Here is a 16,023-nt window from a genome sequence, read left to right on the forward strand (position 1 = left end):
ATTAGCCTACTTTTTTAATCATCGTCGCTGGATTGTAACCTTTCTCGCCTTTGCTAACTGGCTCACTCGGGTTGTAATGGCGTATAAGAACATTAAATTTACCGGTCTTATTACCTTCCATCGTTGGGATATTGTTTGGTTGACCTTCACACCCAAAACGGAGAGTGTAGGTTCCATCGCTGTTCATTACGGGGACCATTTCACTCGAAATATTGGCTTTATCGTTAAACATTCGCCCATCAGCGTTATATACGGTCGCGGACCAGAATGAGCCTGCCTTCGGATCTTTGAAAGTCGTCTCATAACATGCATTCGCATCGAAGTACTGGCTGGTTTGATAGATATTGTCTTCGACCATCGCGCCACCCCAACCACCAGCTGCGCCAACGTAATTCATATAATCAGTTTGGCCGCTTTCTTTGTTACCAAACGCCTTTGATTGGTCATATCCGTCACTGAAATCTATGTTGCCAGCTTTATCTGTGGCACTAAAAGACGCCATGTCCCACTCTTTTACTTCAAACGGCTTCTCACTGCCTGTTTCAATCTTCAGGTTACGGCGTGCGTCATCTTCAAGAGCGCGGACAATGACAAATGCGTGGTCGGTTTTTGAACTGATTTTATGACGACCGGAACCGTAGATCATTGGCTGTGTCTCGTGGTTTTCGTCTACGACTTGCAGTGACACATATTGGTCAGTTTCTGGAACAGTCACATAGACATCATCGTTCGACATATCGATGACAGAAACGGAATAAAAAGTGTCTCGATTCATTCGTACAACGAACTGCTCTTCTGGAACGCTGCTCGGCACTGGCATCTCAAAGAATGTATTAATACCACCGGCTTTCTCTACCACCGAGCCGAGACGCATGTTGGTGTATGCCTGAGCAAAATTATCTTCCGTGACGATAGTTGGCGCTGCAAAAACGCTGGTTGAGAATAAAGCGACAGCAGTAAGAGGGAATAGCTTTTTCATAATAGCGACCTTTATATTTCAAAGTGAATGTCATTTGGAAGAGTATTATTTGCTCTGCCGATAGTGATTACTTTATACTTCCCAAAAGGAAAGTGTGGAAAATAGGACTTGCCCAAATGGAAAGTATAGACCTGAATTTGCTGCGTACTTTTGTATTGCTGTGTCAGTCGAACAGCCTGAAAAGGGCGGGGATAAAGCTAGGGATCTCTGAGAGCGCAGTCAGCAAGCAAATGACCAAGCTCAGAGATCAATTAGGGCACCCACTTTTCGAACGCACCACTGAAGGACTAAGGCCAACACATTATAGCAAATCTATTTTGCCCAATATTGAACACGCCTTGTCCTTGATGCACTCTGCGACTTCACCTGTGACATTCGATTCTGCCACCTATGATGGGCCAATCACTCTTGCTTTTTTCGCCTACACACTGGAGTTTTCAGGTGTTGATCTATTTAGGGAACTCTCGAAAACGTTTCCCAAAGCGCAAATAGAACTGAAGACTTGGGCATCAGATACAGAGCAAAAGTTAGAAGAGGGTGACATCACTCTAGGCGTGCACTTTTTAAATGAAGACCGCAGTACGAATATCTTCCAGAAACGCATCATGGCCGATCAACTGGTGATTGCTGTTTCAAAGTCATTGGGGCAATTAACATGGGAAGAGGCGTTGCAATTGCCTTTTATCAAGATCCGAAGCCAAGGCTGGAATGAAGATCGTTACCGATATTTAGAAATGTTGAAAAGTAGTGGGATTGAGCCACACATCAGTATCACGGTAGACAACTTTTCAGTTGCGAGGCAAATTCTAGAACAGGGTGACCACGCCTGCGTATTAAGCGATAGTTGGAAGGACGCTTCGCTTAATACCATAGAGCCACCCAAAGAGTTTAGAATCGATCTAAACCTTGTGTCCTGCATGCGTCTTGTCGATCGCCAAAGCCCTCTAAACCTTGCCGTTCATGACGTGATTAAAAGGGTCATGCTTCAATCTAGATAGGCTTTAATCTAGATAGTTAGTGCCCCGAAACGAGTTAAAAAGGCTCGTTATCGTTTCACGCAAACAAAAATAGCCGCTAATCAGCGGCTATTTTTAGTTATCTAAGCAAAGCTTTTACTGCTTCTTCGCTGCGACTACTTCTTCGTCTCTTCTACTTCTTAGTTTCTTCAACGACAGCTTTCATCAATACCGAGGTATCCATGCGGCCTTGCCCTTCGGCAGACAGTGCCTTGTATGCGTTATTAGTTTTTTCCGTCAACGGAAGCTGGATACCTTGACGCTCTGCTTCATCTAAGCAGAATCCCAAGTCTTTGATCATCCAATCAATGGCGAAGCCGAAATCAAACTTATCTTGCGCCATTGTGGTGGCGCGGTTTTCCATCTGCCATGAACCAGCTGCGCCGTTTTTAAGGCAATCAACCAGAGTTGGGATGTCCAAACCTGATTTCTCAGCAAGTACCAAGCCTTCAGAAAGGCCATTCAATACACCTGCGATGCAGATCTGATTGACCATTTTCGCGCGTTGGCCTTGACCTACTTTACCCATCAGAACCGACGACTTACCGTAAGCTTTGAACACAGGTTGAAGGTCATTGAATAGCGCTTGTTCGCCGCCACACATGATGGTTAGCACGCCGTTTTCTGCGCCCGCTTGGCCACCAGACACTGGTGCATCCATAAAGCGAACATTTGCTTCCTTCGATGCAACTTCAAGCTCTTCAGACAGTACTGCAGACGTTGTGGTGTGATCGACAAGAATCGCGTTAGGCTTCATTGCTGCTAGTGCGCCTGTTTCGCTGGTCGTCATGCTGCGTACGTCGTCATCGTTGCCAACACAGACAAGTACAACATCCGCATCTGCTACACATTCAGCTACGCTTTCTGCGGCTTTACCTTGGTGTTTATCAGCCCAGTCTAGCGCTTTACTATGAGTGCGGTTAAATACCGTTACTTCAAAACCGGCTTTGACTAGGTGGCCTGCCATTGGAAAACCCATAACGCCTAGCCCGATAAAACTTACTTTCATTCCTTTCTCCTTTTATTTGACCAAGTCATCACTATGGAAAGATCGAACACTCTCAATCAATGCATCGATAAGCAGGGTCAAAGCCTTTGGCTGATATTTTCTTTCTTTGTACACTAAATACGCTTGGCGATCACCCCGATGATACTCAGGGAGCACTTGAATCAGATTCATCTCTGGAGATACATGGCGAAAAGGCAGTGAAGCAAGCCCCAACCCCTTCAACGCTGCGGCGGCCACAGCATTGATGTCATTAACAATAAACTTCGGTTTAATCGTCACCATCTGCTCTAAGCGGTCGGATTTGTAGAGCGGCATATCAAAAACATCATCGACATTAATCCAGTCGTGGTGCTCTAGATCACCTGGATTTTTAATCGCACTGTGGGAATCCAAATAATCTGGGCTCGCAAAGAAACCGTGCTTGGCTTTAAACAGTGGCCGAGCAATCATGCCTTCCATGTCGGAAATCTTAAACGTAATCAACAAATCACGATCAGTTTGAGGAACCACTTGCTGCTGACTCAGAGTTAAATCAAGCTGCACATTGGGATACTCAACAAGATATTGCTCAATGGTCGAACGTAGAAAGCCACTGTAGAAGTTATGAGGCACTGCAAGCTTTATCTTACCTTGAATCGCATCGCGCTCTTCCAACAAGCTACTGAATCCTTGATGCAGCGACTCCATACCGCTGCTCAACGCAGCAAAGGCCGCCTCGCCATCTTTAGTGGCCACCAACTCACGACCTTTCTTTTCTAAAAGTCGGATACTCAGGCGCTCTTCCAATGCGGTTAATCGACGCGACATGGTCGACACAGGTAATTGCAGGCGTTTCGATGCCGAAAGCAAAGAACCCTCTTCAACCACTGCACAGAATAAGAACAGATCATCAATGTTTCCAAATATGGAATTCATACTTCTATATGTGCCTATTTTTCTCATTAATGGATAGATGTAACCTTATCTCATCAACAACAGAAAATCACGGGAGAAACATACAATGAACAATAAACAATTTTGGGTAACTGCTATTTTATCTTCCCTGACCATGGCTATGATTATGTCTGGGGTTATCTCAGGCTACAAAATGGGGTTCAGCCACGAATGGCCGCCTATTTGGCTACAAAGCTTCTTTATTGCTTGGCCTTGCGCATTAACACTTAACCTAACCGTACTGCCATTGATTCGAAAATTAGCAGCGTGGATATGTAAGCCAAGAACCAAAGCGATACCTAACCCATTAATTTCAACTGAAACGACTAACTAAGTCGATCACGAGTCTCGGCGGATCATGTCGCTACCCACGGAACGATGATCAAGGGGAATTCGATCAGCGGTTCCGAACAGATACTGCGAACGGGTACCGTGAATAAAAACAGTAAGCAATCACAGAAGCAGACCAAAGAAAACAGCCAACACTCAGAGGCACACTTTTAAGTTCTTCTATCTCTGAATAAACGGCATAAAAAAACCGAGCACTAGGCTCGGTTTTTTGTATTCTACATTCTACTCACAAGAGCAAAGCTATCAATTATAGATTGATATTACAGCTCAGCGTTGTGATAAACCTGCTGAACGTCATCACAGTCGTCAAGCATGTCTAAGAACTTCTGGAACTTCTCAGAATCTTCTTCAGCTACTGGCGTAGTCGTTTGAGGAACGAAAGTGATTTCCTCAACGTCCAGAGTTAGCTCTGGGAACGCAGTGTGTAGTGCAGTCTTCGTTTTGAAGAACTCAGTCGTTGGAGCGAATACAGTGATAACACCGTCTTCTAGCTCAACGTCAGTCACGTCTACGTCTTCCATCATTAGCGTTTCTAGGATGATCTCGTCATCTTCGCCAGCAAACTGGAATACAGCTTGGTGAGCGAACATGTGAGAAACAGTACCTTCAACACCGATTTTCGCGCCAGTCTTAACGAAACATTGGCGAACGTCTTGGAAAGTACGGTTGCCGTTGTCAGTTAGACAGTCAACGATTACGCTTGTGCCACCTGGGCCAAAACCTTCGTAACGAGCTGGTTGGAAGTCTTCACCGCCGCCGCCGTTCGCTTTATCGATCGCTTTGTCGATAACGTGAGCGGGTACTTGGTCTTTCTTCGCTTTAGCAATCAGGTGCTTAAGAGGTAAGTTCATGTCTGGGTCAGAGCTGCCGTTCTTAGCCAGTACGTAAATCTCTTTACCGTATTTAGAATAAACTTTAATTTTTGCGCCTGCAGTTTTCGCCATTGAGGCCTTGCGCACTTCAAAACTTCTTCCCATCGGGATCTTCTCTCTGATTCAATTAACGGTGCAAATTCTAGCAAATTACTGTGTCATTTCAATTCAACAGCTTTGCTGGGTAAGGTTTATCTGCGTTTATGCGACACCCATTACCCGTTTGTATTTTTCAACAGACTGATCAAACCAAGCCTTTTCTTCTGGGTCACCTAGCTTCATTGCTTCTTCAACAATGGCTTCAGGGCCACATTTCGCTTGCTTCAGTTTCCATACAAGAAACGATGCTTGCTTATCCAGTTCGATTTTATTTTTCTCGCTGGGTGGAAGGAGTGAAAGGTTGATAGACATTATTAGCCTTCGTCTGTAATACGCTTGGCCGAGAAATATATCATAGAGCAGCCTCATAAAACCAATACTATGAGCAATAGTGGGGGTTGTCGGACGAGAAAGCAGCAAGTCACTGATGCAGGTCAAGCTAGTTTGGGAGAAGTTACGCTCTATGATACGAAAGTATCGCTTATTCAACTCATACCATGAGCCGTTTAAGCAGTTATTCGACTCACCTTATGAGCCGAATAATAAGATAATCACATCACAGATGTCGGAAAAAAGCCTCATCTAGACCAAAAAAGACTATTCACTCACGGCGAACACATCGCAGCGTGAGGCGCAGATGAAGTCATTCTTGTGCAGACCTTTGATTGAGTGGCTCCACCACGTTACGGTCACTTTGCCCCACTCCAATAAGATCGAAGGATGATGGAACTCTTCTTCTGCTAACTCTGACACTTTGTTGCTGAATGCCCATGCTTGTTTGTAGTTCTTAAACTTAAATACCTTCTCAAGCTGTGGGATGCCATCTCTTTCGATGATCTGCCAATCAGATAACTCCAACAGTAAAGGCTGTTGCTCGTCTTTACTTAAGGCAATCGAGTCGATACTGCAGGCTTCGCATTTTTGTTCATTCAACATGTGTTGGTTCCTTAGGTTCAAAAAGTGGTGGTAGTAATCCCTCGTCTATCGCGAGATCTGCTTGCTGCAATAGGTTTTCCTGACTGATTTTGAAGAGCTCAGACAGCTCATCAATCACGTAATATTTCGGTTGTATAATATCGATACGATAAGGCGTTCTTAGCACGGTTTGCAGGTCAAACCGCTCACGAACGGCCAAGTCCCCTCCCAACGCATACATGGTTTCCGCCGGAGACGAAAGAATGCCACCGCCATAGATTTTCAGCCGATGACCTTCTTTTACTAAACCAAACTCAACCGTAAACCAATACAAACGGGCAAGATACGCGCGCTGTTTAGGTGTGGCTGCTTGGCCAAGTTTTCCGTAATGCTCAGTGAATGTCGCAAAATCGGCATTGGTGAGCATGGCACAGTGGCCAAAAATTTCATGGAAGAAATCAGGCTCTTGTAAATAATCGAACTCATCTCGTGTTCTCAGAAATGTCGCGACTGGAAATTTCTTGTTGGCGAGCAAATCAAAGAAACGGTCGAAATCGATCAATGCAGGCACAGGCTGAACCTGCCAACCTGTTGTTTCCATTAGCACTTTATTTATCTCTGGAAGCTGGGGAACTCTGTCTAATGGCAGATCCAGCAGGGTCAAACCGTGCAAATAGGCATCGCATGCGCGGTCATTAATGACGTCCAGTTGCCTTTTCACTAAGTCGTGCCACATGGCGTCTTCTTCGAGGCTCCACTCAACCCATCCCTCTTGGCTCACGGGCTTAGAATGATATTGAGTCATTACACACCTCCTTTCGAATGTCTCCCTTTAAGCCTATCTCGACTCCTTATATCCGCCAATTTGCACGATTTTTCGAAACAGGCAATCGTGTAACATTTTATTTACACAATTTCGGCAACCCCTTATTTTGCTGATCTTTTGACTTTGTAAAACCTAAATACCAGACTGAAATCGTTAACTTTTTGTTAAAGGTAAAGGAATGCACGAAAGCAATAAGCCAATTTGGCAACCTAGTGAGCAGCGTATAGCACAAGCCAACGTGACCCGATTCATGGATAGCCTTAATCAGCAGGGCATACTCGATCGGGAATTGAAAAACTACGCGGAGCTTCATCAATGGTCTGTGGAACATCCCGAGTCGTTTTGGCAAAACGTCTGGCAGTTTTGTGGAATGGTCGGCTCGCAAGACTGTATTGATAAAGCACAAGGCGAGCACATCAAAACTCAAGGTGGGAGCCGCTGGCAGCAGCCGAAATCAAATCGCGATGCGGTGTGGTTTCCGAATGCTCAAGTTAACTACGCAGAAAACTTGCTGCATTCAGCCAAAACGTTGCCAAACGAGCTTGCGATTTGGTTTGAGAATGAGCGCGGCGAACAACAAAGCTACACATGGCAAACCTTGTGTGAATCAGTCTCTCGTATTCAACAGTGGCTCGTGGATTGTGGCGTTCAACAAGGCGATGTGGTTGCCGCTTATACCCCTTATCTGCCACAAACCGTAGTTGCGATGCTAGCGACCACCAGCTTAGGTGCGATTTGGACATCGACCTCTCCCGACTTTGGCGTCGAGAGCGTGATTGAGCGATTTGGCCAAGTGAAACCTAAGGTGCTGTTAACCTGTGATGGTTACACCTTCAATGGCAAAATGTTCGATATGACGGACAAGAACCGTGAAATCATTGAACACTTAAACGCGCTAAAACAGGTGTGTGAGATCGGTTATTTGAAACCGAGTCGTGATTTAGAGAAGAGCCATTTAGAGAAGCGCGATTTAAAGAAAAACAAGGTTGAACATGATGTGTCGACCCAAAGCTGGCAAAGCATCATTAATTACTATCAACCAAAGCCTCTTCGATTTACTCGTGTCAGCTTCAATGAACCACTGTTTGTACTCTATTCCTCCGGTACCACCGGAAAGCCTAAATGCATAGTGCATTCTGTCGGCGGCACCATCATCAATCACCTAAAAGAGCATCAGCTTCATTGCGATATTAAACCAAGAGATCGCGTGTTCTACTACACCACTTGTGGTTGGATGATGTGGAACTGGCACGTATCTGCGCTCGCCAGTGGTGCGTGTTTGGTGATATTTGATGGTAGCCCAGTTTATCCGCAACCTAACGTTCTGTGGGATTTAGCGCAGCGAGCTGATGTATCGACATTTGGCACTTCAGCCAAGTATTTAGAAGCGATTGAGAAAGCGGAACTCTCACCGATCGACAGTCACAACCTTCCTAAATTAAGAACACTGTGCTCGACGGGTTCAGTGCTCTACCCAGAGCAGTTCGATTACGTCTATAAACACATCAAACAAGACCTGCATTTAGCGTCTATCTCTGGCGGTACGGATATTTGTGGCTGCTTTGTGTTGGGTAACCCTATCTCGCCTGTGTATCACGGTGAGTGCCAACAGGCCGGGCTCGGGGTCGACATCAAGGTGTTCAACTCTTCTGGCCACAAAGTCAATCACGAACGTGGCGAATTAGTGTGTGCAAATTCCCTCCCCAACTTTCCTGTTGGCTTCTGGAATGACACCGGAGAGCGCTATCACAGCACTTATTGGGATAGATTCGATAATGTGTGGCATCACGGTGACGAAGTCGCACAGAGCGTGCATGGTGGCTACCTGTTCTACGGACGAGGCGACACCACACTCAACCCTGGAGGAGTAAGAATAGGTACTGCCGAGATCTACCAGCAAGTGAACACCATTGAGGGTATTGTTGATTCGATAGCAGTCGGTAAAGATGTCGACCGCAATGAGCAAATTTGGTTGTTCGTTCAACTGCAGCAAGGTGTGAGTCTAGATGAAACATTACTAACGGCCATCAAGAGGAAGCTCAAATCATCATGCTCACCAAGACATGTGCCGAGCCAAATTTTTTCCATCAGCGACGTACCAAAAACACGTTCGGGCAAACTGGTGGAATTAGCGGTGAAACAGGTAGTGAACGGTAAAAGAGTAGAAAACCTCGGAGCTATTGCTAACGCCGAGGTTTTAGAAGAGATAAAGCACGTTGTTTCGCTTTAGCGACTAGGCCTAGAACGTAGCAAGCTATCTCCACTTTTCACTTGGCTGTCAGATAACATCTAGAGTAAAGGCAGCCGATTGAAAACCGATGACTGAGTGAAGCAAGCAACGGGAGAAGCATTAAACACTGAACACTTTAAGCAGCCCTTGATTGGCCAATAAAAACCGAATCGAAGCCACTCTTTGAGCTCGTAAACCCTCGCCTCAGTTTGACCCCGTACCTTTTCTAAAGTTCTTAATGAGATCTGAACGTCATATTTAAAACAAAAATGTTAAATTATTCATTTTTTGGGCTGAGATAATATTCACTAAAGACGAATCATTTATACAAAAAAAGAGTCCACCACTGGATTGTATCCCAGCTTATGGATATTTAATCGAATTATAATAATTTCCGCTCCCACAGCTCTATTTCTAGTGAAATGATAATTTGATAGCTATCACATTTAGAACAGTTATTTTCCCATACTATCTCGGCATGTTAATTACTTAAGAGTAATTAAAAAACCTAGTCATTGTTATTAATAAGCTTGAGTTTAATTATAAACAAGCGGTTAATCCCTACGTAAAATAAATAAAATCATTATTAAATGATCGGAGACATTATCATGCGGATAGTATTAGCTTTAGGCGGTAACGCTCTTTTAGCAAGAGGCCAAGCATTAACGGCTGAGAACCAACGTGAAAATATAATCAAATCAGCGGCGAGTATTGCTGCAATCGCACGCGAGCATGAGATTGTTATCGTTCATGGTAATGGCCCACAAGTAGGTTTGTTGATGGAACAAAACGCGGCCTATAGCGAATATTCGCCAGAGACTACCCCATATCCAATGGATGTGCTCGGCTCTCAAACCTGTGGCATGGTGGGCTACATGTTACAACAAGAGCTAAGAAACATTGACCCTGAATTAGACGTAGCGACGCTAGTCACGCAAACTGAAGTATGCAAAAAAGACCCTGCGTTTGCTAACCCGACTAAATTTGTTGGCCCTGTATATACAGAGCAACGAGCTAAAGAATTAATGGCTCAAAGCACAATGCAATTTAAAGCTGATGGCGAGTACTACCGACGCGTTGTGCCTTCTCCTATGCCAAAAAGCATTGTTGAAATTCAGCAAATTGAAACTCTTCTAGATACAGAAAACCTTGTTATCGCTTGTGGCGGCGGCGGTGTTCCCGTGAGTATTGAGCAAGGTAAGAGTACTGGCGTAGAGTGCGTCATTGACAAAGATCTTACGGCTGAACTACTGGCTGAAAAAATCCATGCCGACTTATTTATTATCTTAACCGATGGGTCGATTTTCCGTAACTATGGTAAAGAAGACCAAGCAGAAATGAAGCAAGCAACGCCTGCTGGTTTAGCAGAATTTTCATTCCCTGCTGGTTCTATGGGGCCAAAAATTGATGCCGTTTGTAAATTCGTTGAAGCTGGATTGGGTAATGCGGCGATTGGTTCATTATTTGATTTAGATAAAATAATCACCAATGAAGCTGGCACTCTGATAACGAAAGGCGAAGGTATTGTTTATTACTAATATTATCGAGTGATAAACACCACTAATATAAATTATATTACAAGCCTCTTATTTAATTATAATGAGGCTTGTTTTATTCGGCCCGTTTAATGCTAGATGAGATAAATAGTCATAAAATTGGAAATTAAACCTGAAAAGAATTAATACATAATATCTTTAAATATACCAAAGAATAATTATAACGAGACTTAATCCAAATAACGTTTCCAGTTCATAAAAAAACAATTCAATACGTTCACATCGGTGCATTCGCATCCGCTTGGTTCTCTGGCATCGCCCCAATAAAAGCAGGTAACTGGTTACACGCTTCGACAATCGAGTTAATCAACGGATACGGTGACATATCAACATCAAAGCGCAACGCGTTATACACCTGCGGCACTAAGCAAATATCGATAATACAAGGGGAGTCAGTGAGGCTATACACTGAATCGCCATGTGCTTTTCTGTGCTTCGCCAGCTTCTCTTCTAACGCTGAAAATCCTTGGCTCATCCAATAGTGAATCCAATCCATTTTCACCTCTTGCCCGCATGATAATTCTCGCTCCAAATACTGCAACACGCGCAGGTTATTCAGAGGGTGGATTTCCATCGCAATGTCCTGAGCCATCGCCAGTGCTTGATAGCGCAGTGGTGTTTGCTCTGGAATCAACAAGGTGTCAGGGCTGCTCTCACACAAATAGTGTTCATCGAGATATTGAAGAATAGCAAGCGACTGATTGAGCTGAACGTCACCATCCACCAGCACTGGCACTAATTGGCTGGCATTGAGCTCACGATATTGTGGATCATGTTGCTCGCCGCCATTACGCACCAAATGCACCGATTTAGACTCATAGTTGAGTTGCTTTAGGTTCAATCCAATACGCACTCGATAGGCTGCGGACGAGCGCCAGTAACCGTAAAGTATAATGTTCTTGTTCACGATGCTCTCGCTCATACTGAAACCCTATTACGTGGATTATAGTGCTCGATACTGGCTCACTTTTTGGTCTATCGCACCAAAAATAGAGTCACCCGCCGCATCAAACATCTCAAGCTTGATCGAGTCACCAAACGACATGAATTGAGTCGACGGCTTGCCATCTCGAATCGTCTCAATCATGCGCACCTCGGCAATGCATGAATAGCCCACGCCGCCCTCGGCAATTGAGGTGCCATGGTCAGTGCCTTGCTTATTCGATACCGTGCCTGAACCTATGATCGCGCCTGCCGATAATGGTCGAGTTTTAGCTGCATGCACAACCAACTCTGCAAAATTGAAGGTCATATCTACACCGGCATTCGGACAACCAAAAGGCTGGTCGTTGTAGGTCGATATCAACGGTAAATGTACCTTACTGCCTTTCCATTGCTCGCCAAGCTCATCAGGTGTTACCGCAACAGGAGAAAAAGCAGAAGACGGTTTAGACTGGAAGAAGCCAAAACCCTTAGCAAGCTCCGCCGGAATCAAACCGCGCAGCGACACATCGTTCACCAACATCAGCAAGCGAATCGAATCGTGCGCTTGTTTAGCGCTAGCGCCCATCGGTACATCACCGGTCACAATCGCAACCTCACCCTCGAAATCAATGCCCCACTCGTCGCTAGCAAATTCGATGTTGGCACGAGGGCCGACAAACGCATCTGAACCTCCTTGATACATCAGTGGATCAACCCAGAAACTTTCTGGCATTTCAGCACCACGCGCTTTACGCACCAACTCAACGTGGTTTACATAAGCGCTGCCATCAGCCCATTGATATGCGCGTGGCAGAGGTGATTCACAATACTGAGGTGCAAACACTTCACTGCCAGTCACATGCCCGTTGTTTAACGAGGTGTATAACTCTTCTAACTGAGAAGCCACGCTGTCCCAGTTATCCAAAGCCACCTGCATGGTGGGTGCAAGGTGCATCGCGTGGAAGATTTCAGTGGCAGCCACACACTGCTTTAAATCTTTACTTACGACCATCAACAGGCCATCGCGAGTGCCATTTTTCTTGGTTGCTAATTTCATCCTTGTCCCTTATTTCTTATCGTCAGCCATTTCTTTCAAACCAGAGTCTTGCCAACTGTAGACATATTCTTTGTTCTCAACGCTATCGAGTTCATCAGAGAACTGCAGCGCATGGCGAGTATCGATCATCACCGCCACTTCATCGGTAAACTTCTTCTTATGCGCCTGACCTGCCTTAAAGGCTTTAGGGTGAGGCCCATGAGTGAAGCCCGCAGGGTGGAAAGTCACCATGCCCGCTTCAATGTTGTCGCGACTGAAAAAGTCACCAGCGTGATAGAACAGCACTTCGTCGTAGTCATCATTGTTGTGGTAGAACGGTACTTTCAATGCACCAGGGTCGCTCTCAATCGGGCGTGGCACAAAGGTGCACACCACAAATCCAGCGCCAACAAACGTCGTATGCGCAGAAGGTGGCAAGTGGTAGCGATGTGACATCAGCGGTCTGATATCACGCCAATTCACTTTCACCACCGCTAAGTCGCCATGCCAGCCAATTGCGTCCAATGGGTTGAACGGATAGGTGATGACACTGACTTTGTCGTGGCGTTTCACCTGAACCTGAGTCTGGTTTTCTGAATACTGAGCGCGGAATTGATCATTGATTGAAGGTATGTCGAGCACAGCAGGATCAAACACCGCGTGATTACCGACCATGCCTTTCTCTGGCAGGGAGTAAGCCGCGTCTGTGTTCTCAATCATCAAGATGAACATCGGCTCGCTTGGCTCTAAACGCCAGTTGGTCGAGCGCGGGATCATCACGTAATCCCCTTCACTCACCGCTAGATGACCATAGTCACAATAGAGATCGGCGCTGCCTTGGTGAATGAACAGCAGCTCATCACCGTCGGAGTTACGCACCAAGAAATCCATCTTCTCATCCATGCGCCATACACGGATTTTGCAGTCCGCATTGTGCAAAAGATGAGGCACAGCCCAAGGGGTTATCTGGCTGGCTTTTTCCACCAACGTGAAATCAAAAGCGCGAGGACGTAAGTCACCCTCCCATCCCGACCAACCTGTTGGGGCATGTTGGTGATGAAAGTGAGCGGCAGGGCCGAAGAAACCACTCCGACCCGCTTCTCGCTCATAAATTGCCTCTTCGGGAAAATCGGCGTGCGCTTGTTTAGAGCACACCCCCTCCCGATGAGGAAACGAGATCCATTTATGCATCGTCTAATACTCCTCGACGAATCTGGTCCTCTTCAATCGATTCAAACAACGCCTTGAAGTTACCTTCGCCAAAGCCTTCATTGCCTTTACGCTGAATGATTTCAAAGAACACAGGCCCGATTACTGTCTGCGTGAAAATTTGCAGCAAGATGCCGTCTTTGGTCGGTGCGCCATCAATCAGAACACGCAGGTCACGCAGCAGGTCGGTATCTTCCCCGTGGCCTTTCACACGATCGTCAACTTTCTCATAGTAGGTATCTGGGGTTGGCATAAAGTCCATGCCGCGATCACGCAGGGTTTTCACTGTTTTGTAGATGTCATCGGTGGCGAGTGCGATGTGTTGAATACCTTCGCCGTTGTATTCACGAATGAACTCTTCGATTTGTGATTTGTCGTCGGAAGACTCATTGATAGGGATGCGGATTTTGCCACACGGTGAGGTCATGGCTCTGCTCACAAGGCCTGTCAGCTTGCCTTCGATGTCGAAGTAGCGAATCTCGCGGAAGTTGCCAAGACGCTCATAGAACCCAGACCACACATCCATATTGCCTTGCTTCACGTTATGCGTGAGGTGGTCGATTTCGAACAAACCAACATTGGCTTCGGCCATACGCTCTTCCGCATCGTCATAGAATCGGAAATCGACGTCATAGATGCTCTGCTTGCCATAACGATCCACAAAATAGAGCAGGCTCTCACCGATGCCGTAAATAGCCGGAATGCTCAGCTCCATCGGCCCTATTTCTGTTTTGTACTCTTCACCACCGCCCTTGAAAGCTTGTTCCATTGCAGCTGTCGCTTCGTTGACACGAAAAGCCATGCCACAGACCGATGGCCCATGCACTTTAGCGAACGCTTCCGCTTGGCTGTGCGGTTGTTCATTAACGATGAAGTTGATGTCACCTTGTCGATACAGCCAAGCCTCTTTTGAGCGATGCTTGGCGACCTCAGCAAAACCAAGTGACACAAACAGTGCTTTAAGTTGCTCAATTCCCTTGTGGTCAACGGCCGTGTATTCAACAAACTCGAATCCATCCGTGCCAAGCGGGTTGTATGTATCCACCATGAACTTTCTCCTTGTACCTATTGGTTTTGTATTACGTGTTTTTTGTCCTTAATTAAATTTGGCCCACAAGCGGAAAGATTGGAATGCATCGAAGGAAATGGGCAATAACGCTAAAAACCCGTCAAATTGTAAAATATTTGTTACACACAAACCCTCACGACAGGAAAGTGAGTGCTATCAAGGGATTGAAAGATGGTGGTTTGATTTACAGCAGAGTAATAGATGTTATTGAATTGTTACATACGTACTTTTATCAGCTAAGGTGATAAATCGAATATTAGACTGATGATACAAAAAAGCCGCTGTCGTCAGCGGCTTGATGAGTTCTAGAACGAAGCTAATTCGAATATAAGATTCGCGTTAATCCCAGTCGAGAATCGACCAATTCGGTTGATCGGCTATTACTTTTAAACGCGGACACGGATTCACCAGATAGGCAAAATCAGCGTGTTCACACAAAGGTAAGTCATTGATTGAATCGGTATAAAAGTGGATGTCTGAGTAATTGGTTTCTTGCTTATCTAACCATTCTTTTAAGCGAGTCACTTTACCTTCTCGGTAACTTGGCACACCTAAGATTTCAGACGTGAAACGGCCTTGGTTTTCGACCAAATCGATACCGAGTGCGTTCTCGATACCAATCTTGCGACCGACCGCTTCTACTAGGAAAGTCACGCTAGCCGAGATGATCAACATGTCGATGTCATCATTCTCTAGCTGCTCAATCAAAGGTTTCGACTGCTTGAACTGTCTAGGCAAAATATGCTGTTCAACACACTCTTCCACCAAAGCAGTGACTTGCTCTGTTGGCATTTCCGCGAGTGGCTGCATAGCGAACGTGAGGTAATCTTCCATGTTCAGTTTGCCTTCCGAATACAGGCCCATTAAGCGCTTATCTTCTTCAATAAAGTTGGGCGCAGTGGCAATGCCCTTTTCAACCAAGAACGCATTCCAAAGCATCGCTGCATCAGCATTGATCAACGTTTCGTCCATATCAAATACATACAAAGGTTTGAACAT

General features: G+C 45.5%; 17 protein-coding genes. 5 read left to right on the forward strand and 12 right to left on the reverse strand.

Annotation, left to right across the window (positions count from 1 at the left end; translation table 11 throughout):
• Position 1: 1 nt before the first annotated feature.
• Entirely contained in the window at positions 2-979 is a 978-nt protein-coding gene (locus AC3CIA_RS18830; RefSeq protein WP_065206506.1) for a DUF1254 domain-containing protein, read from the reverse strand.
• Between the two features lie 116 nt (positions 980-1,095).
• Here AC3CIA_RS18830 and AC3CIA_RS18835 point away from each other — a divergent pair, with 116 nt between their 5' ends.
• Positions 1,096-1,977, forward strand: a complete 882-nt coding sequence (locus tag AC3CIA_RS18835) for a LysR family transcriptional regulator (protein WP_237298676.1) — start codon at positions 1,096-1,098, stop codon at positions 1,975-1,977.
• A 151-nt stretch (positions 1,978-2,128) separates the two neighbouring features.
• Here AC3CIA_RS18835 and AC3CIA_RS18840 read toward each other — a convergent pair whose 3' ends face one another.
• Both AC3CIA_RS18840 and AC3CIA_RS18845 read right to left on the reverse strand, forming a co-directional pair.
• Positions 2,129-3,004, reverse strand: a complete 876-nt coding sequence (locus AC3CIA_RS18840; protein WP_488519513.1) for an NAD(P)-dependent oxidoreductase — start codon at positions 3,002-3,004, stop codon at positions 2,129-2,131.
• A gap of 12 nt (positions 3,005-3,016) precedes the next feature.
• A complete protein-coding gene (locus AC3CIA_RS18845; RefSeq protein WP_054546063.1) occupies positions 3,017-3,919 on the reverse strand; it encodes a LysR family transcriptional regulator in 903 nt (300 codons plus the stop codon).
• An 85-nt stretch (positions 3,920-4,004) separates the two neighbouring features.
• On the opposite strand from AC3CIA_RS18845, the gene AC3CIA_RS18850 reads away from it, so the two are divergent.
• Entirely contained in the window at positions 4,005-4,271 is a 267-nt protein-coding gene (locus AC3CIA_RS18850; protein WP_488519514.1) for a DUF2798 domain-containing protein, read from the forward strand.
• A 277-nt stretch (positions 4,272-4,548) separates the two neighbouring features.
• On the opposite strand, the gene AC3CIA_RS18855 is transcribed toward AC3CIA_RS18850, so the two are convergent.
• The 4 genes from AC3CIA_RS18855 to phhA all read right to left on the reverse strand — a co-directional run bounded on the left by AC3CIA_RS18855 (position 4,549) and on the right by phhA (position 6,979).
• Positions 4,549-5,265, reverse strand: coding sequence for a YebC/PmpR family DNA-binding transcriptional regulator (locus AC3CIA_RS18855; protein ID WP_004732617.1), 717 nt, complete (start codon positions 5,263-5,265; stop codon positions 4,549-4,551).
• A gap of 96 nt (positions 5,266-5,361) precedes the next feature.
• Positions 5,362-5,571 carry a DUF3283 family protein gene (locus AC3CIA_RS18860; RefSeq protein ID WP_004732615.1) on the reverse strand — a complete coding sequence of 70 codons (210 nt, stop codon included), beginning with the start codon at positions 5,569-5,571 and terminating at the stop codon, positions 5,362-5,364.
• A gap of 285 nt (positions 5,572-5,856) precedes the next feature.
• On the reverse strand, positions 5,857-6,195 hold the full coding sequence (locus AC3CIA_RS18865) for a 4a-hydroxytetrahydrobiopterin dehydratase (RefSeq protein WP_488519515.1): 339 nt from the start codon (positions 6,193-6,195) through the stop codon (positions 5,857-5,859).
• Complete coding sequence (gene phhA, locus AC3CIA_RS18870) at positions 6,185-6,979, reverse strand: phenylalanine 4-monooxygenase (RefSeq protein WP_488519516.1); 795 nt, start codon at positions 6,977-6,979, stop codon at positions 6,185-6,187. The genes AC3CIA_RS18865 and phhA overlap by 11 nt, the downstream gene beginning before the upstream one ends.
• A gap of 199 nt (positions 6,980-7,178) precedes the next feature.
• On the opposite strand from phhA, the gene AC3CIA_RS18875 reads away from it, so the two are divergent.
• Positions 7,179-9,230, forward strand: coding sequence for an acetoacetate--CoA ligase (locus tag AC3CIA_RS18875; protein ID WP_488519517.1), 2,052 nt, complete (start codon positions 7,179-7,181; stop codon positions 9,228-9,230).
• 608 nt (positions 9,231-9,838) lie between these two features.
• The gene (locus tag AC3CIA_RS18880) at positions 9,839-10,768 is read left to right on the forward strand and encodes a carbamate kinase (protein WP_012601290.1); all 930 of its coding nucleotides are present in this window, start codon (positions 9,839-9,841) and stop codon (positions 10,766-10,768) included.
• A 235-nt stretch (positions 10,769-11,003) separates the two neighbouring features.
• On the opposite strand, the gene maiA is transcribed toward AC3CIA_RS18880, so the two are convergent.
• From maiA to hppD, 4 genes are read right to left on the reverse strand one after another with little or no spacing between them, the layout of a single operon-like run.
• The gene (maiA, locus tag AC3CIA_RS18885; RefSeq protein ID WP_488519518.1) at positions 11,004-11,708 is read right to left on the reverse strand and encodes a maleylacetoacetate isomerase; all 705 of its coding nucleotides are present in this window, start codon (positions 11,706-11,708) and stop codon (positions 11,004-11,006) included.
• 21 nt (positions 11,709-11,729) lie between these two features.
• Positions 11,730-12,767 (reverse strand): fumarylacetoacetate hydrolase family protein, encoded by a 1,038-nt coding sequence (locus AC3CIA_RS18890; protein ID WP_488519519.1) that lies wholly within the window; start codon positions 12,765-12,767, stop codon positions 11,730-11,732.
• 9 nt (positions 12,768-12,776) lie between these two features.
• Positions 12,777-13,937: a homogentisate 1,2-dioxygenase gene (locus AC3CIA_RS18895; RefSeq protein WP_488519520.1), complete on the reverse strand. Its 1,161-nt coding sequence runs from the start codon at positions 13,935-13,937 to the stop codon at positions 12,777-12,779.
• Complete coding sequence (gene hppD, locus AC3CIA_RS18900; protein ID WP_114634421.1) at positions 13,930-15,003, reverse strand: 4-hydroxyphenylpyruvate dioxygenase; 1,074 nt, start codon at positions 15,001-15,003, stop codon at positions 13,930-13,932. Before hppD ends, AC3CIA_RS18895 begins: the two co-directional genes overlap by 8 nt.
• A gap of 83 nt (positions 15,004-15,086) precedes the next feature.
• Here hppD and AC3CIA_RS18905 point away from each other — a divergent pair, with 83 nt between their 5' ends.
• Entirely contained in the window at positions 15,087-15,269 is a 183-nt protein-coding gene (locus AC3CIA_RS18905) for a hypothetical protein (protein WP_081008141.1), read from the forward strand.
• Between the two features lie 94 nt (positions 15,270-15,363).
• On the opposite strand, the gene AC3CIA_RS18910 is transcribed toward AC3CIA_RS18905, so the two are convergent.
• Positions 15,364-16,023 (reverse strand): HAD family hydrolase, encoded by a 660-nt coding sequence (locus AC3CIA_RS18910; RefSeq protein ID WP_488519521.1) that lies wholly within the window; start codon positions 16,021-16,023, stop codon positions 15,364-15,366.

It is taken from the genome of Vibrio sp. QJM3NY_27 (assembly GCF_057785955.1).

What these genes read in the sequence shown, in the direction of transcription:
- AC3CIA_RS18830 (WP_065206506.1), bottom strand. Translation starts at nt 979, where the DNA reads ATGAAAAAGCTATTCCCTCTTACTGCTGTCGCTTTATTCTCAACCAGC.
- AC3CIA_RS18835 (WP_237298676.1), top strand. Translation starts at nt 1,096, where the DNA reads ATGGAAAGTATAGACCTGAATTTGCTGCGTACTTTTGTATTGCTGTGT.
- AC3CIA_RS18840 (WP_488519513.1), bottom strand. Translation starts at nt 3,004, where the DNA reads ATGAAAGTAAGTTTTATCGGGCTAGGCGTTATGGGTTTTCCAATGGCA.
- AC3CIA_RS18845 (WP_054546063.1), bottom strand. Translation starts at nt 3,919, where the DNA reads ATGAATTCCATATTTGGAAACATTGATGATCTGTTCTTATTCTGTGCA.
- AC3CIA_RS18850 (WP_488519514.1), top strand. Translation starts at nt 4,005, where the DNA reads ATGAACAATAAACAATTTTGGGTAACTGCTATTTTATCTTCCCTGACC.
- AC3CIA_RS18855 (WP_004732617.1), bottom strand. Translation starts at nt 5,265, where the DNA reads ATGGGAAGAAGTTTTGAAGTGCGCAAGGCCTCAATGGCGAAAACTGCA.
- AC3CIA_RS18860 (WP_004732615.1), bottom strand. Translation starts at nt 5,571, where the DNA reads ATGTCTATCAACCTTTCACTCCTTCCACCCAGCGAGAAAAATAAAATC.
- AC3CIA_RS18865 (WP_488519515.1), bottom strand. Translation starts at nt 6,195, where the DNA reads ATGTTGAATGAACAAAAATGCGAAGCCTGCAGTATCGACTCGATTGCC.
- phhA (WP_488519516.1), bottom strand. Translation starts at nt 6,979, where the DNA reads ATGACTCAATATCATTCTAAGCCCGTGAGCCAAGAGGGATGGGTTGAG.
- AC3CIA_RS18875 (WP_488519517.1), top strand. Translation starts at nt 7,179, where the DNA reads ATGCACGAAAGCAATAAGCCAATTTGGCAACCTAGTGAGCAGCGTATA.
- AC3CIA_RS18880 (WP_012601290.1), top strand. Translation starts at nt 9,839, where the DNA reads ATGCGGATAGTATTAGCTTTAGGCGGTAACGCTCTTTTAGCAAGAGGC.
- maiA (WP_488519518.1), bottom strand. Translation starts at nt 11,708, where the DNA reads ATGAGCGAGAGCATCGTGAACAAGAACATTATACTTTACGGTTACTGG.
- AC3CIA_RS18890 (WP_488519519.1), bottom strand. Translation starts at nt 12,767, where the DNA reads ATGAAATTAGCAACCAAGAAAAATGGCACTCGCGATGGCCTGTTGATG.
- AC3CIA_RS18895 (WP_488519520.1), bottom strand. Translation starts at nt 13,937, where the DNA reads ATGCATAAATGGATCTCGTTTCCTCATCGGGAGGGGGTGTGCTCTAAA.
- hppD (WP_114634421.1), bottom strand. Translation starts at nt 15,003, where the DNA reads ATGGTGGATACATACAACCCGCTTGGCACGGATGGATTCGAGTTTGTT.
- AC3CIA_RS18905 (WP_081008141.1), top strand. Translation starts at nt 15,087, where the DNA reads ATGCATCGAAGGAAATGGGCAATAACGCTAAAAACCCGTCAAATTGTA.
- AC3CIA_RS18910 (WP_488519521.1), bottom strand. Translation starts at nt 16,023, where the DNA reads ATGTTCAAACCTTTGTATGTATTTGATATGGACGAAACGTTGATCAAT.